14 protein-coding genes and 1 pseudogene are annotated in these 14,604 nt (G+C 53.4%); 9 read left to right on the top strand and 6 right to left on the bottom strand.

Annotated features, from left to right (window positions below; all coding sequences use genetic code 11):
- Nucleotides 1-27 precede the first annotated feature (27 nt).
- The 6 genes from IP582_RS05660 (at nt 28) to IP582_RS05635 (ending at nt 6,019) form a co-directional block, all read left to right on the top strand.
- On the top strand, nt 28-798 hold the full coding sequence (locus tag IP582_RS05660) for an SDR family oxidoreductase (RefSeq protein WP_193795330.1): 771 nt from the start codon (nt 28-30) through the stop codon (nt 796-798).
- 58 nt (nt 799-856) lie between these two features.
- Nucleotides 857-1,711: a co-chaperone YbbN gene (locus IP582_RS05655; RefSeq protein ID WP_041852440.1), complete on the top strand. Its 855-nt coding sequence runs from the start codon at nt 857-859 to the stop codon at nt 1,709-1,711.
- Between the two features lie 85 nt (nt 1,712-1,796).
- Nucleotides 1,797-2,714, top strand: a complete 918-nt coding sequence (locus IP582_RS05650) for an SPFH domain-containing protein (RefSeq protein WP_041852441.1) — start codon at nt 1,797-1,799, stop codon at nt 2,712-2,714.
- Nucleotides 2,711-3,169, top strand: a complete 459-nt coding sequence (locus IP582_RS05645) for an NfeD family protein (RefSeq protein ID WP_193795329.1) — start codon at nt 2,711-2,713, stop codon at nt 3,167-3,169. Before IP582_RS05650 ends, IP582_RS05645 begins: the two co-directional genes overlap by 4 nt.
- Before the next feature lie 22 nt (nt 3,170-3,191).
- Nucleotides 3,192-5,348: a hypothetical protein gene (locus IP582_RS05640; protein WP_193795328.1), complete on the top strand. Its 2,157-nt coding sequence runs from the start codon at nt 3,192-3,194 to the stop codon at nt 5,346-5,348.
- Nucleotides 5,318-6,019 (top strand): DUF3142 domain-containing protein, encoded by a 702-nt coding sequence (locus IP582_RS05635; RefSeq protein ID WP_071195806.1) that lies wholly within the window; start codon nt 5,318-5,320, stop codon nt 6,017-6,019. The genes IP582_RS05640 and IP582_RS05635 overlap by 31 nt, the downstream gene beginning before the upstream one ends.
- Here IP582_RS05635 and cueR read toward each other — a convergent pair.
- Nucleotides 6,003-6,425: a Cu(I)-responsive transcriptional regulator gene (gene cueR, locus IP582_RS05630; protein ID WP_041852445.1), complete on the bottom strand. Its 423-nt coding sequence runs from the start codon at nt 6,423-6,425 to the stop codon at nt 6,003-6,005. The two genes, IP582_RS05635 and cueR, sit on opposite strands and share 17 nt — an antisense overlap.
- Before the next feature lie 873 nt (nt 6,426-7,298).
- Here cueR and IP582_RS25280 point away from each other — a divergent pair.
- Nucleotides 7,299-7,668, top strand: a pseudogene (locus tag IP582_RS25280) (replication endonuclease); the annotation flags it as partial.
- A 17-nt stretch (nt 7,669-7,685) separates the two neighbouring features.
- Here the strand turns inward: IP582_RS25280 and IP582_RS05625 are convergent.
- From IP582_RS05625 to IP582_RS05615, 3 genes are all read right to left on the bottom strand, one after another.
- Nucleotides 7,686-8,764, bottom strand: a protein-coding gene (locus IP582_RS05625) for an IS3 family transposase (protein WP_370551794.1) whose coding sequence is annotated in 2 segments (ribosomal slippage) — nt 7,686-8,503 and nt 8,503-8,764 — 1,080 coding nt in all. Because the reading frame shifts where the segments join, the coding sequence is not laid out codon by codon here.
- A 514-nt stretch (nt 8,765-9,278) separates the two neighbouring features.
- Nucleotides 9,279-9,551 (bottom strand): hypothetical protein, encoded by a 273-nt coding sequence (locus IP582_RS05620; RefSeq protein ID WP_193795326.1) that lies wholly within the window; start codon nt 9,549-9,551, stop codon nt 9,279-9,281.
- A complete protein-coding gene (locus tag IP582_RS05615; protein WP_193795325.1) occupies nt 9,545-10,603 on the bottom strand; it encodes a hypothetical protein in 1,059 nt (352 codons plus the stop codon). The genes IP582_RS05620 and IP582_RS05615 overlap by 7 nt, the downstream gene beginning before the upstream one ends.
- A gap of 112 nt (nt 10,604-10,715) precedes the next feature.
- Between IP582_RS05615 and IP582_RS25450 the strand changes: the two genes are divergently transcribed.
- Nucleotides 10,716-10,841 carry a hypothetical protein gene (locus tag IP582_RS25450; RefSeq protein ID WP_255520040.1) on the top strand — a complete coding sequence of 42 codons (126 nt, stop codon included), beginning with the start codon at nt 10,716-10,718 and terminating at the stop codon, nt 10,839-10,841.
- A 411-nt stretch (nt 10,842-11,252) separates the two neighbouring features.
- Here the strand turns inward: IP582_RS25450 and yidD are convergent, their stop codons facing one another.
- Nucleotides 11,253-11,465, bottom strand: a complete 213-nt coding sequence (gene yidD, locus IP582_RS25485) for a membrane protein insertion efficiency factor YidD (RefSeq protein ID WP_193795324.1) — start codon at nt 11,463-11,465, stop codon at nt 11,253-11,255.
- Entirely contained in the window at nt 11,466-11,711 is a 246-nt protein-coding gene (locus IP582_RS05605; RefSeq protein WP_193795323.1) for a DUF4177 domain-containing protein, read from the bottom strand.
- Nucleotides 11,712-12,024: 313 nt separating this feature from the next.
- Between IP582_RS05605 and copA the strand changes: the two genes are divergently transcribed.
- On the top strand, nt 12,025-14,526 hold the full coding sequence (gene copA / locus IP582_RS05600; protein ID WP_193795322.1) for a copper-exporting P-type ATPase CopA: 2,502 nt from the start codon (nt 12,025-12,027) through the stop codon (nt 14,524-14,526).
- Nucleotides 14,527-14,604: the final 78 nt, after the last annotated feature.

Below are 14,604 nucleotides of genomic sequence, written 5' to 3'. Positions count from 1 at the left end.
TTATCAGGGACGCTTTCAGGTAAAGTTATGCAAAAAACGATCTTAATAACAGGATGTTCCAGCGGTATCGGTCTGGAAAGCGCCCATGAACTTAAGCGTCAGGGCTTTCGCATCCTGGCGGCCTGCCGCAAAAGTGAGGATGTTGCACGTATGAATCAGGCCGGATTTACCGGCGTACTGTTGGATCTCGACCTCCCCGAAAGCGTAGAACGTGCCGCTGACGAGATCATTGCCCTGACGGAAAACCGTCTGTATGGCATTTTTAATAACGCGGGCTTTGGCCTGTACGGCCCGCTGTCTACCATCAGCCGCGAGCAAATGGAAAAACAGTTTTCCGCCAACTTTTTTGGCGCACACCAGCTCACCATGCGCCTGTTACCCGCCATGCTCCCGCACGGCGAAGGCCGCATTGTGATGACTTCCTCGGTAATGGGGCTGATTTCGACCCCCGGCCGTGGCGCTTATGCGGCCAGTAAGTACGCCCTGGAAGCCTGGTCCGATGCGCTGCGTATGGAACTGCGCCACAGCGGCATCAAGGTCAGCCTGATTGAGCCAGGCCCTATCCACACCCGCTTTACGGAGAACGTCAACCAGACGCAGAGTGACAAACCGGTGGAAAACCCCGGTATTGCCGCACGTTTTACCCTCGGCCCGGAGGCGGTCGTCGCTAAAGTGCGCCATGCTTTTGAAAGTCCGAAACCCAAACTGCGTTATCCGGTCACGGTCGTCACCTGGGTGGTAAGCCTGCTGAAACGCATACTGCCGGGACGCGCAATGGATAAAATTTTACACGGGTGAGTTGAAGGCACAGCGCCTGTCCCCATGTATTAATAAACACTTAAACAGAGAATGACTCATGTCTGTACAGAACATCGTCAACATTAACGAAGCAAACCTTCACCCGACGCTTGAACAGTCAATGACCACACCGGTGCTGTTCTATTTCTGGTCCGAGCGTAGCCAGCACTGCCAGCAGTTGACCCCGGTGCTGGAAAGCCTGGCGGCGCAATATAACGGGCAATTTATTCTGGCGAAGGTGGACTGCGATGCTGAGCAGATGCTTGCGTCACAGTTTGGTTTACGTGCGATCCCAACGGTTTACCTGTTCCAGAACGGCCAGCCGGTCGACGGTTTCCAGGGGCCGCAACCAGAAGAGGCCATACGCGCACTGCTGGATAAAGTCCTGCCGCGCGAAGAAGAGTTAAAAGCGCAACAGGCCATGCAACTGATGGAAGAAGGCAAACATGCCGAAGCGCTACCGCTGTTGAAAGAGGCCTGGCAGTTATCGCAGCAGAACAGTGAAATCGGCCTGCTGCTGGCGGAGACGCAAATTGCGCTCAATCGCTCTGATGATGCCGAAGCGGTGCTGAAAACGATTCCGCTTCAGGATCAGGACACCCGCTATCAAGGGCTGGTGGCGCAAATCGAGCTGCTGAAAAAAGCCGCGGACACCCCGGAAATTCAGCATTTGCAAGAACAGGTCGAGAAGAACCCGGCGGATGCGCAACTGGCAACGCAACTGGCGCTGCAACTGCATCAGGTTGGCCGCAATGAAGAGGCGCTGGAGCTGCTGTTCAGTCATCTGCGTAAAGATTTAGGCGCAGCAGACGGTGAGGCGCGCAAAATGTTGCAGGAGATCCTGGCCGCGCTGGGTACCGGCGATGCACTGGCCTCGAAATACCGTCGCCAGCTCTACTCCCTGCTTTACTAGTCCCGCCCGCTAAATTTGGGGGTCGCGCTGTTAAGATCCCCAAATTTGGTTAGAATAACATCAAATTAAACAGGAGGTTTATTTGATGCTCATCGTCATCCCCGTTCTTATCTTCGTCGCGCTGGTCATTGTAGGCGCGGGTGTCAAAATCGTTCCGCAAGGATATCAGTGGACGGTAGAACGCTTCGGTCGTTATACCCGCTCGCTCCAGCCGGGTCTGAGCCTTGTGGTACCGTTTATGGACCGTATTGGTCGTAAGATCAATATGATGGAGCAAGTTCTCGATATCCCTTCCCAGGAAGTCATTTCCAAAGATAACGCCAACGTCACCATCGACGCGGTGTGTTTTATTCAGGTTATTGACGCCCCGAAAGCCGCCTATGAGGTGAGCAATCTGGAACTGGCGATCATTAACCTCACCATGACCAACATCCGTACTGTGCTCGGCTCGATGGAGCTCGACGAAATGCTCTCTCAGCGCGATAGTATCAACACTCGCCTGCTGCATATCGTGGACGAAGCCACCAATCCGTGGGGCATCAAAGTCACCCGTATCGAAATCCGCGATGTTCGCCCACCGGCGGAGCTGGTCTCTTCCATGAACGCCCAGATGAAGGCCGAACGTACCAAGCGTGCTTACATCCTGGAAGCCGAAGGGATTCGCCAGGCGGAAATCGTCAAAGCAGAAGGTGAAAAGCAGGCCAAAATCCTCAAAGCCGAAGGTGAACGGCAGTCGGCGTTCCTTGAAGCTGAGGCCCGTGAACGTTCGGCAGAAGCAGAAGCACGGGCGACCAAAATGGTCTCTGAGGCGATTGCGGCGGGCGACGTGCAGGCAATAAATTACTTTGTGGCGCAAAAATACACCGAAGCGCTGCAACAAATTGGCTCTGCTAATAACAGTAAAGTCGTGATGATGCCGCTGGATGCCAGCAGCCTGATGGGCTCGATTGCCGGGATCGCGGAGCTGGTAAAAGACAGCACCAGTGAACGGAAAAAATCATGATAGCCGTGCTCTTTGAACATGCCTACATTTTCTGGTTGAGTCTTGGCGGCCTGCTTCTGGCCGCTGAGATGCTCGGCGGCAACGGCTATTTGCTGTGGAGCGGCGTGGCGGCAGTGGTCACCGGCCTGCTGGTCTGGCTGGTTCCGTTCGGCTGGGAATTACAGGGGGCGATCTTCGCGGTACTTACGCTTATCGCCGCCTGGCTATGGTGGCTATGGCTCTCCAGACGGGTACGTGACCAGAAACCGGCAGATGCGTCGCTTAATCAGCGCGGACAGCAACTGGTGGGCCGCCGTTTTATCCTCGATAATGCGCTGGTCAACGGGCGCGGGCATATGCGGGTGGGAGACAGCTCCTGGCCGGTGAGTGCCGGGTCAGATTTACCGGCAGGAAGCAAAGTCGAAGTTATCGCCGTCGAAGGCATTACGCTGCACATCAAAGCTGCGGTCGAATAATCGTAATAATACGCAAGGAAAGATGGTGAAAAAAAGCCACCTCACGCTGGGCCTGTGCCTCTCATTTGCCACCAGCAGCGCTGCGCTGGCGTCTATGGATATGGATTCTTGTGCCTGGGCGAGCCCGGGCTGTTTTCTGGTTAGCCCGCCGGTCCTTGGCGTGGCGAACGATACCCGCGATAACCTGCTGCGACTGCTGGATGAGCAAAAAGGCTTTTCATCCCTGCGCCAGCCTGTCCCGACGGATATTACCCGCAGTCGGGATTTCTATTTCGGCATGCATATGCTGGATTACGATCCCCCGGTGGATGATGACTCGGACACGACGTCTGGCGAGGATCCCCTCAGCCAACAAATCGCGACCCTGGGCCTCGACGCCGAGGCAATCACTCACCTGACGGCGTTGCAGGACGAGAACGAAAACCGCTTTGTGTCGCTCAACAGCGATACGCTATCGGATTTTTTCGCCGCGCTGCTGGCCGATACAACACTACCCCCCGAGCTACGGCAGACGTTGGCAAAAACACGCCTGCTCGTCGATGGCAGCAGCAATGCTCAGGATGAACTCAACAAACTCACCGTACCGGAAGGCTCTGCCGCTGCGTTTCGTGACTATTTGCAGGCCGCAAACCAGTTTTACGCAGGGAATTACACCGCAGCCAGGCAGAGCTTTACCGCCCTTAGCACGAACCCGCAGCCGTGGATCGCCGAAACCGCCAGCTACATGCTGATGCGTAACGCGCTCAACGCCAGCAGTGAAAATGCTAACGGCGAATACGGTGATTTTGACGTCAGCAAAGTGGATAAAACCCTGGCGCAACAGGCGCGGGACAGCGCGGATACCTACCTCAAAAAATGGCCGCACGGAAAATACGCCGACTCAACACAGGGGCTGCTGCGCCGTATCAACTGGTATCTGCAGGACTGGAATACGCTGGCAACACTCTATGAACACATTCTGCCGCAGGCTGCCGACAGCGATGCGCTGAGCGCCCTGATTAACGAAAGCGACAATAAGTTGCTCAGCAAAGACCTGACCTGGGGAGACAGCTATTTTCTAAGTGCGCCCGATGCGTCGTTGCTGACCTTTATCCAGACGCTCAGGCTGATGCGCGATAATCAGTGCGAAAATCACGCCCACTGTGTCGATCAGGCGTATCTTGATGGCCTTAAAGCCGATTTCGAAAAAAACAAACGCGCCGATCTGTGGAACTATTTGCGCCTGATGCTCGCTTACAACAAGCAGGATTACGCGACGGTGGTGAAGGATATTACTCCGGCGCAGAGCCTGCCCGAGCACAATATCCTCGCATTTAGCGAACAGGCGCTCTACGGCGATGCGCTGATGGGTCAGCAGCAATGGGATGCCGCACGCGATCACTGGCTGCACCTGCTGGATCTCAGCAAAGATGTTGAGCAACAACAGTTACTGCAGGCGAAGCTGGCGGCCACGCTGGTCAACAGCAATGCGCTGGAGAAGATTTTCGCTCCCGATAGCCGCGTAACGAATCTGCGCTATCGCTCGCTGGTGCTGAAAACCAAAGCCACTCCTGAGCTGTTACGCCAGCAGGCGGGCAAGGGGCCAAACAACGAAGAGCGCACCATTGCCCTGCATACCTTGCTGACACAGGATCTGGCACAGGGCCACTATGCCGACTGGTTGCAGGATAAATCCCTGCTCACGGCCATCACCGCCGCCATTCCCGGCGAAGCGTTTGACGATGTGGATGTCAGCGTCTTTAAATGGACAGGCACAGACCCGGAAAAAGCCTATGCCTGCGCATCGTTGAATGACACCGTTGGCGTGCTGAGCAAGAATCCGCAGGATGGCCACGCCCTTAACTGCCTGGGTGAGTTTTTCCGCACCACGCAAACCGAAGTCAGCCTGGCGAAAGACCGTGGCGGCAACGATGCGCTGGATGTCGCCACACGTCAGGACGATTTTTCCGGAAAACCACATCGTCTGGCGTGGTACCAGCAGGTGATTAACGACACGAAGGCCGAACCGGAAGACAAGAGCTATGCGCTTTACCGCGCGGTGATGTGCTATGCGCCATCGGGCTACAATGATTGCGGTGGCGAAGATGTCGATAAAGCCGTGCGTAAAGCCTGGTTCCTGCAACTCAAGCGCGATTATCCAGGAAGCGTATGGGCGAAAAGCCTCAAGTATTACTGGTAATCGCCTTTATCAGTTCCCTGTTTATGTCTGTGGCGAATGCCGCAGACGGGCAGGATTTTTGGCTATGGTCGGGCGTTAAGACAGGTGACGCACTGCGCGACGCCCGCACCGTCTATCTGCATCAGGGCGATGTGATTGCCCTCTCAGGCACCGCCGTATTTGAACGCAAAGGATTACCGGTTAGCCGCCTGACGTTTCCTCATATCTGGCTGACAGTGCGCCTGACGACGCTGGATGTTTCTGATGAGATGCTGGCACGCCTGAACCGTCTGTTACTGCGCTGGCAGGCCGCCGGTAACAACGTGACGGGTCTGCAGATTGATTTTGATGCCGCCACGCACCGCCTCGATCATTACGCGCAGTTTCTGCACCGGTTGCGGGAAATCCTCTCGCCGCAGTTCGCGCTGGGGGTGACGGGGCTGCTGGACTGGGCGAAAACCGGCAGCGTGAAAACGCTGAACGCCCTGCCGGTGGATGAACTGGTGGTACAAAGCTATCAGGGGCGCAACACCGTCGAGGATTATACCGCCTACCTCCCTGCGCTGGCCGGGTTACGCATTCCGTTTAAAGTCGGACGCGTGCAAAACGGCGTCTGGGATCCGCAAGAGGAACAGCGCCTTGCCGCCTCGCCATGGTATCGCGGCACGGTGATCTTTATGCTGAACCCTTAGCGTGTGCCTTGTGATGGCAGCAGCCGGAGAGATTATCGATAATCGGGCAGTCGGCGCTGTCATCGCCGGGGCAGGATTCCGCCAGCGACATAAGCTGCTTGCGCATCGCTTCAAGTTCGACAATATGACGCTCAATTTCCGCCACTTTTTGCAATGTGCGGGCTTTGACATCCGCGCTGTGACGGGCCGGATCGTTAAACAGATTCACCAGTTCGCCACACTCTTCGAGGTTAAACCCCACCTGGCGCGCCTGGCGTAGCAGCGTCAATTCATTGATGTGTTGCTGCGTGTAGCTGCGGTAACCGTTTTCCCCGCGCAGCGGCGGCGTCACCAGCCCTTTATCTTCATAAAAGCGAATCGCTTTGCTGGTTAAGCCGGTCTTTTTCGCCACAATACTGATATTCACCTTTCCCCCTTGACCTTCCCCTTGATGGTGGGATTTCAAGCGGCGTAGTGCCTTAACACACTACGCCAAGTCAACATCTTAGATGCTCAACATACCTTAGAACCCCCCGAATTACCTCCATTGTGTGGACACAATGTGGACAAATCACTAAGTGGATTGTAGCTCACTGCGTCCTGCAAATAATCGGATGCAAAGTGCGCATATATCATGGTTTGCGAAAATTAGGCTTTATCAGCTTCATTAACCGCGGAACCTGAAATAGCTCACACGGAACAGTTTGCCGGACTTACGGCCAATGACAATTTTCACGATATCGTCAGAAATCGGGACAACCCGCCTTTCCCCGCTATTTGTGAGCGTGAAACGACCTTATTGCCAATAATGTTCTCAGCTTTCAACTAATGAGCTTCCCCCCCATCTAGCACCGGTAGCTAGCAATAAAACTGCGATGCGGTAGTAATCACCTTTGGTCATGGAAAGCAGATTATCGACCTCAGACTGAGTGAGATATGACATCTCTGTTTTCAGATCTTTCAGGACAGCTATCGTTGATACAGGGTTTTCTCCATGAAACTCATCTATCTATGCCATTGATTTAAAAACACCACTCAATGCCGACAGGTCATGGTTTATCGTTTAAGCCTTAATCCCCTGCTCCATTCTGTACGCGCGATAATCAATAAGGCGTCGCGCATCGATCTGATAAATCATCGGATCCCCCATATCTTTGCAAATGTAATTTACAGCGCTTGGACGCCGGTTTGCATAGCTCTTATTCCGCCCTATCAGCAGCCACTATAGCGAAATAAACTCACTGAGCCGCCTCTTGTCCGCTGGCCGGTTCAGATAATCATAGTTCTGGTACTTCGCAATTATGATAACGAACCCGGCACGCAGGAAAACAGGTTTAAAGCTGTTCCAATTGAACAGGAGCACGGCAGCGCAACAGGTTATATCGCGAAGTACATGAGCAAAATATCGACGGGTACGCACTGGATGATAAGAAGGACGACGAAACCGGCGAACCTTTGAAAGATATGGCCCGGCGTGTTAACGCCTGCCATATCGATGGGCTATCAGGCAGCTTCAGCATATAGGAGCCGCACCAGTGACAGTCTACCGCTAGCTTCGCCGGCTGCGCGATCGTGAACTGGTATTACACCCCGAAATAGCCGAAGCGCACATCGCCGCTGATGAGGGGAATTGGGTCACGTACATTACGGCGCAAGGTGGCCCACTCGTTGTGTAAGCACACCCGTTTTAGTTCCACGCACTTTTTGAGATTTCCGGTTTTTCAGCCATCAGCCGGTACTCTTCCGACGTCAGGTTATTCAGGGATTCATGAGGCCGCTCACTGTTATATTCCGTCAGCCAGCATTCTGTTATTTCCCGTGCTTCATTCAGTGTCCTGAACAGGTAAAAATCCAGTATTTCTGTCCGCCAGGTCCGGTTAAAACGTTCGATAAACGCATTCTGTGTTGGCTTGCCTGGTTTAATAAATTCCAGTGCCACACCATGCTCTTCTGCCCATTGCACCAGCGTCAGCGAGATGAGTTCCGGGCAGTTGTCCATCCGCAGTTTCAGCGGATAACCCCGGTTTGCCACGATCCTGTCCAGCACCCGGACCACCCGTTGTGCCGGAATATTCAGATCGATTTCTATTGCGAGGGCCTCGCGGTTAAAGTCATCAACCACATTGAAGGTCCGGAACCGTCTGCCGCAGACCAAAGCATCATGCATAAAGTCTGTCGACCAGCTCTGGTTAAGTGCTTCCGACGTTGCCAGTGGTGACGGGTTACGTACCGGCAAACGCTGCTTTCCTTTACGGCGAAAATTCAGTTTCAGCAGGCAATAAATCCGGTGGACTCTTTTATGGTTCCAGGAATTGCCTTGTCTGCGGAGTATCTGAAAAAGTTTATTAAATCCATACCGTGGATAGCGCTCAGCCGCTACAGTCAGCGCTACAATCACTGGCTCATCACGCCGTGTATCCGGCTGGTAAAGAAATACCGTCCTGCTCATCGCAAACTGAGTGGTCAGATAGCTGACGAGCTCACGTTTTATCGCTGGTTTTAAAGCTTTTTTTCGATGACGTCTTTTAACGCACGATTTTCCAGACTCACATCAGCAAACATTTGTTTCAGCCGGCGGTTTTCGTCCTCAATATCCTTCATCTTTTTGATATCAGAGGCTTCCATACCGCCATACTTCGCTTTCCAGTTGTAATAGCTGGCCTCGGAAATACCGGCTTCACGGCAGACATCCTTGACGGTGCGTCCGGCTTCGACAGACTTTAGAAGGGCAATGATCTGGTGTTCGGTGAATCGGGCTTTACGCATGGCGATCTTCTCAGGAAGACATAATCAGTATGTCGGAAGATCTCTAAAGTGAATGGGCCGGTTTACAGGGATGCATACAATCCCACTGCCCCATCGCCCCGGCCCGTGTTTCCTTTCATAGTAGGCCATCTTTTTGTGCTTCCGTAAGAGATATTCGGTGGTGTTCATGCCAAACACTTCCCCCAAACTATTAATCACCCGGTACAGTGGGCATGCATTATGCCGGGTATCAGCCACACGTCCCACTCGCTTCCTTTCGCACGAAATATTGATGCCCGCCAGGTGAGCAAAACACCCTCCCTTTGATAATAATGATTAGTTAAGGGGGTTTAAGCTGTTTTAGGCCGTTTTGATCGCAAGAGTTCTACCTATGCACGATAGTGCATAGCCATGCATTTCGTTAAAATTCATCAGGTGCGTTTCCGGTAGTTTTCGGGGGTTTAAGGTCGCTCTTTTACTCTAAAAACACCGGAAACGACGCCAACTCCTTACCATTAGGGCGTAAAATGACGGGTTATGGCAAATCGGCCTGGTATTCCTCTTTGATGCTTTTCAGAAAGAGGTGGCCAGATTCTGATACGCGGTAGTAATCCATTCCGGATGGGTTTCCGCTTGGAACGGTATCTACCAGTCCGGCTTTACAAAGATTATCGACAAGCCTCGCAACGTTACCAACGCCCTCCATTTTTCTGCTGGTCATCGCCCGGTCCAGATTGTACCAGGTCCAGTTAACGTCCTCTCTGGAGGCCAAAAGTTTCAGGATATTCAGTTCTGTTTTATTTACCATAGTGGTGCATCCGGATGATAGAGGTCTTCTACCTCACCTTTTAACTTGTAATCTTCAAGAGTAGCGGTGTGGGTATTGTTCCACAACTCATGGGCTTCGAGATTGTCTGCAGGAGCGCCGGTTTCCCATCCTAAATTACAATAACGCTGATATTCACGACATTCATGAGTATAGTAATTTAAATCTACTTGTTCATGGGGGATTTCCCCATCGGCTATCTTTTTTAGCCTGTTAATCATGAACTCATTTCCTGGGTCTTCACCAAATCGTGACGTGTGTTTCTCAACAATTGCTATACCTTCGTGGGTGATATTCACGCCATCCGTCGTCAGGTCTTCAATCGGGCCGCCTGCTTTATCAGGATCGAATGGCCTGCCTGATACTGTGCCTCTGGCACCGAATTGTTCAAGCTCTTCCAGCTCAGGAAAACGCATCCTCCCCATCGTCAGTCCGGTCGCTACAGACGCGGCGGTAATAAATAAGCCTTTGTTATCCATGATCTGAGCATAACCTGCAGGCGCATCACCACCAAGCTGCTCTGCGGTCTTTTTGAACCCATCGATATTGCCGTTATAAACACCACCCGCAGCGAGAAGCCGACCGGCGGATTTACTGTTAATGGTTTTTGCTGCCTGCGCATGTTGCACCGGCACCGCAGGACGAACGGAATAGACCTGGCGTTTTAGTTGTTGACTAATGATGTAGTGGAGACGCGCATAAAGGGGAAGTGGAAGGCCATCCTGGATATTTCCTGAAGATGTCAGCACACCGGTGATAGGGATAGCTGTTATGTTTTTCCTCAGCAGAACGACTTTCCCGGTTTTGATATCGGCCAGCGCATCGCTGTATGCCATCCATGGATGCTGATAGTGAAACGCATTGTACTGGTTAACAAAGGCATTGTAGCCCTGGGGTAAATCCCACACCGCGATATTCCGGTTTGGCAGGGCTGTGTCAGCCAGGTAACGCGCTGCCGTCTCCGGATGAATAATGTGGATGATATCCTCCAGATAGATGTCATCCACTGACCTTGCCTGACAGTGATGAAGCATGATGTCCCTTTTTTCTCAGAAGTAATCCGTTCCATTATTGCGCAAGCGGTAAAATTGACAATTCTCCCGCATCCAGTCAGGTAACAACTTTAGGCAGACAGGAGCGCGAGCTGTGCGCAGCGCGACCCTGAATGCGCCACAGGCACATGCCGGCGGAAATCAGGCTGAATGTAGCACTGATCTGGAATCCGCCGGAGGAACCGGCGAAACCGGCTTCACGATAGATAATCGCTATTAACCCCTCCGCCCTTGTATGTAATAGGTACATGGTGGTTAGCTCCTGCCATATGAAGCGAAGTGAGCCAGTCCTCCTCCCGAAGGTAATACCTTGCTTTGCAGCTTATGGCCCTTCGCTTCACCTTTCACGCCAGCAACAATCTTGAACGGTTACCAGGAGCTCGACTCTGAATGAACAAGGCGAACGGCGTGATGGACATGTAAGCATCCCTGAAAACAGTGCCAGAATTTCGAATGTAGTATCACTTTTACCACGCTAAATAGCGTAGAAAAACTGGTAACAAAGCGCGGCCCGCGCGAGAGATTACAGGATGACTTTATCCCCCGCGATGCATTTCCTGCATCGCATTACGGAAGCTAACAACTCACACTCGCCGTATAAAAACAGCCCCTAAAAGGGGCTGATAGTTCATCATTTGGGTGGCAAATCTCTGCCACCATATGGAGGTTTACATCGCTTGATCCGAGATATTGCTAACTTCCAGCCCCGGATAAAACCATGTCTGCGCAAACAAGAGATGGCATAGGATGAACAAGAGGGGCTGTACCTGCATCGCTGCCTGATTGAGCCAGGCGCTATTGCCCGGTAAATAAAAATAATGCGAATGCTTAACCATGCAAGCATTTACACCTCTTGGCGAAATGTAATTACATAGTAATTGACCGGACCGATCTGTTTGCCTCCAAATAAACTGCCACACCCTGGCTGCTCTTGTACGCCAATGCTGTCAATACGTTGAAATTCCCATCCCTTTTGAGCCATTTCATTAACTACATTTTCGAGGTATACGGCCGCCGCACTGTCCTTGCTCATCTTCTTTGCATTAACGATTATATTCGGCGGGATTTGGACCATTTTATACTTATACATACAGACTCCATTCAAATGCCAATTTAGTGATAGTGAAAACACTAGAACCAGAACGTTCCGATTGAAAAGAATACCCTTATTAGGGAAAGGGTGTTACTTGATGAATGGCTATTTTGTTCAAAATTAAAGCCACGGTTTACCGTGACTATTTGTCGATGTGGTCACTACATGAACACTGATTTTTAAAATCCATTTCAATCAGTAATTTAAAAGCTTGACCTTCCCCTTGATGGAAGGTTTAACCTGTTACACAGTTAGTACATGTAATTAATCAGGTCAATCTTTATACGATCCATCATACAGGAAATTAATTATGTCTCACATTACAGAGCTGGAGCTGGACGGACTATCCTGCGGCCACTGCGTTAAACGTGTTAAAGAGAGTCTGGAACAACGTGCTGACGTTGAGCAGGCGGACGTTACCCTTACCCATGCGCAGATTACCGGCAGCGCCGACGCTTCGGCGCTTATCGATACCATTAAACAAGCCGGGTACGGAGCGAGCATTAGCCACCCAAAGGCTAAACCGCTGGCAGAGTCATCAACCCCGTCGGAAGCACTGACAGCGGCCACTCCTGAGCTTCCGGCAACGGATGACCTTGATGATAGCAAGCAACTATTAATCAATGGCATGAGTTGCGCCAGTTGCGTCTCCCGCGTCCAGAAAGCCCTCCAGGCGGTTCCGGGCGTCACGCAGGCACGGGTCAATCTGGCGGAGCGCACTGCGCTGGTGATGGGTAGCGCCTCCGCACAGGATTTAGTGAGCGCCGTCGAAGGTGTCGGTTACGGTGCGGAAGCCATAGAAGACGACATAAAACGCCGCGAACGTCAGCAGGAAACGGCCAACGCGACCATGAAGCGTTTTCGCTGGCAGGCCATTGTCGCCCTGCTGGTCGGCGTACCGGTGATGGTCTGGGGGATGGTGGGTGACAACATGATGGTCACCGACGCCAACCGCTCTCTGTGGCTGTTTATTGGCCTGGTGACGCTGGGCGTGATGATTGTCGCGGGCGGCCATTTTTATCGTAGTGCGTGGAAAAGCCTGACCAACGGCACCGCCACCATGGACACCCTTGTGGCGCTCGGTACTGGTGCAGCCTGGCTTTACTCGATGAGCGTAAACATCTGGCCGCAGTGGTTCCCGATGGAAGCACGCCATCTCTATTATGAAGCCAGTGCGATGATCATTGGTTTGATCAACCTCGGCCATATGCTGGAAGCGCGTGCGCGCCAGCGGTCCTCAAAAGCGCTGGAAAAATTACTCGATCTAACGCCCCCCACCGCCCGTGTGGTAACCGAAGAGGGCGAGAAAATGCTCCCTCTCGCCGATGTTCACCCCGGCATGACGCTGCGTTTAACCACCGGCGATCGGGTGCCTGTCGATGGAGAAATAAGCCAGGGCGATGCCTGGTTTGATGAAGCCATGCTCACAGGCGAGCCGATTCCCCAGGAGAAAAGCATTGGCGATGCCGTGCACGCCGGAACGGTGGTACAGGACGGTAGCGTGCTGTTTACCGCCAGCGCGGTAGGCAGCCAGACAACGCTGTCGCGCATTATTCGCATGGTTCGGCAGGCGCAAAGTAGTAAACCGGAAATCGGGCAACTGGCCGATAAAATTTCGGCGGTGTTTGTGCCCGTCGTGGTAGCGATAGCCCTGCTCAGCGGCGCTATCTGGTATCTCTTCGGCCCGGCGCCGCAAATCGTCTATACGCTGGTCATTACCACCACGGTTCTGATTATCGCCTGTCCTTGTGCATTAGGGCTGGCAACGCCGATGTCGATCATTTCGGGCGTGGGTCGCGCGGCGGAGTTTGGCGTGCTGGTGCGCGATGCCGATGCGCTGCAAAGAGCGAGCACTCTCGACACGCTGGTGTTTGATAAAACCGGCACCCTGACCCGCGGCAAACCGCAAGTGGTGGCCATCAAAACAGCGAATGGCTTTACCGAACACCAGGCGCTGCGCTTTGCCGCCGCGCTGGAACAAGGCTCCAGCCACCCGCTGGCGCACGCCATCCTCGAAAAAGCGGGCGCAGAGGCATTGCCGACGGTGCAGAGCTTCCGCACGTTGCGCGGCCTTGGCGTGAGCGGCGAAGCAGAAGGCAGCCGCTTACTGCTCGGCAACCAGGCGCTGCTGTCGCAACAGCAGATCACCATACGCGAACTGGAAGACGAGATGGCCTCCCAGGCCGCGCAAGGGGCCACTCCGGTACTGCTGGCAGTTGATGGCAAAATTGCCGCCCTGCTCGCCATTCGCGATCCGCTGCGCGAAGACAGCGTCAAAGCCCTGCAACGCCTGCATCTTGCTGGCTATCGCCTGGTGATGCTGACCGGAGATAACCCCACTACGGCTAAAGCCATTGCGAAAGAAGCAGGGATCGATGAAGTGATTGCCGGGGTTTTACCGGATGGTAAAGCCGAGGCCATTGCCAAATTACAGCGCGAAGGTCGCCGTGTGGCGATGGTCGGCGACGGCATCAACGATGCCCCGGCGCTGGCTCAGGCCGACGTTGGTATCGCCATGGGCGGCGGGAGTGATGTCGCGATTGAAACTGCCGCCATCACCCTGATGCGCCATAGCCTGACGGGCGTTGCGGACGCGCTGGCAATTTCGAAGGCAACGCTGCGCAACATGAAACAGAACCTGCTTGGCGCGTTTGTCTATAACTCGCTTGGTATTCCCATTGCCGCCGGGATCTTATGGCCGCTGACGGGAACCCTGCTTAACCCGGTGGTGGCGGGGGCCGCGATGGCGCTCTCCTCCATTACCGTGGTCAGCAATGCTAACCGCCTGCTACGCTTTACGCCAAAAGACTGACCGCGGCCGCCCCGCCATCCGGCGGGGCAATTGCACCTTTCTTCCCTACGCGCTAGCATGGCCTTTTCATTTCAGGAA

It is taken from the genome of Citrobacter sp. BDA59-3 (assembly GCF_015167655.1).
Taxonomy (GTDB): domain Bacteria; phylum Pseudomonadota; class Gammaproteobacteria; order Enterobacterales; family Enterobacteriaceae; genus Phytobacter; species Phytobacter diazotrophicus.
Note: the sequence above shows the minus strand (reverse complement) of the source record. Positions and strands in the feature narration are given on the sequence as shown.

What these genes read in the sequence shown, in the direction of transcription:
- IP582_RS05660 (WP_193795330.1), top strand. Translation starts at nt 28, where the DNA reads ATGCAAAAAACGATCTTAATAACAGGATGTTCCAGCGGTATCGGTCTG.
- IP582_RS05655 (WP_041852440.1), top strand. Translation starts at nt 857, where the DNA reads ATGTCTGTACAGAACATCGTCAACATTAACGAAGCAAACCTTCACCCG.
- IP582_RS05650 (WP_041852441.1), top strand. Translation starts at nt 1,797, where the DNA reads ATGCTCATCGTCATCCCCGTTCTTATCTTCGTCGCGCTGGTCATTGTA.
- IP582_RS05645 (WP_193795329.1), top strand. Translation starts at nt 2,711, where the DNA reads ATGATAGCCGTGCTCTTTGAACATGCCTACATTTTCTGGTTGAGTCTT.
- IP582_RS05640 (WP_193795328.1), top strand. Translation starts at nt 3,192, where the DNA reads ATGGTGAAAAAAAGCCACCTCACGCTGGGCCTGTGCCTCTCATTTGCC.
- IP582_RS05635 (WP_071195806.1), top strand. Translation starts at nt 5,318, where the DNA reads ATGGGCGAAAAGCCTCAAGTATTACTGGTAATCGCCTTTATCAGTTCC.
- IP582_RS05620 (WP_193795326.1), bottom strand. Translation starts at nt 9,551, where the DNA reads ATGGTAAATAAAACAGAACTGAATATCCTGAAACTTTTGGCCTCCAGA.
- IP582_RS05615 (WP_193795325.1), bottom strand. Translation starts at nt 10,603, where the DNA reads ATGCTTCATCACTGTCAGGCAAGGTCAGTGGATGACATCTATCTGGAG.
- yidD (WP_193795324.1), bottom strand. Translation starts at nt 11,465, where the DNA reads ATGCTTGCATGGTTAAGCATTCGCATTATTTTTATTTACCGGGCAATA.
- IP582_RS05605 (WP_193795323.1), bottom strand. Translation starts at nt 11,711, where the DNA reads ATGTATAAGTATAAAATGGTCCAAATCCCGCCGAATATAATCGTTAAT.
- copA (WP_193795322.1), top strand. Translation starts at nt 12,025, where the DNA reads ATGTCTCACATTACAGAGCTGGAGCTGGACGGACTATCCTGCGGCCAC.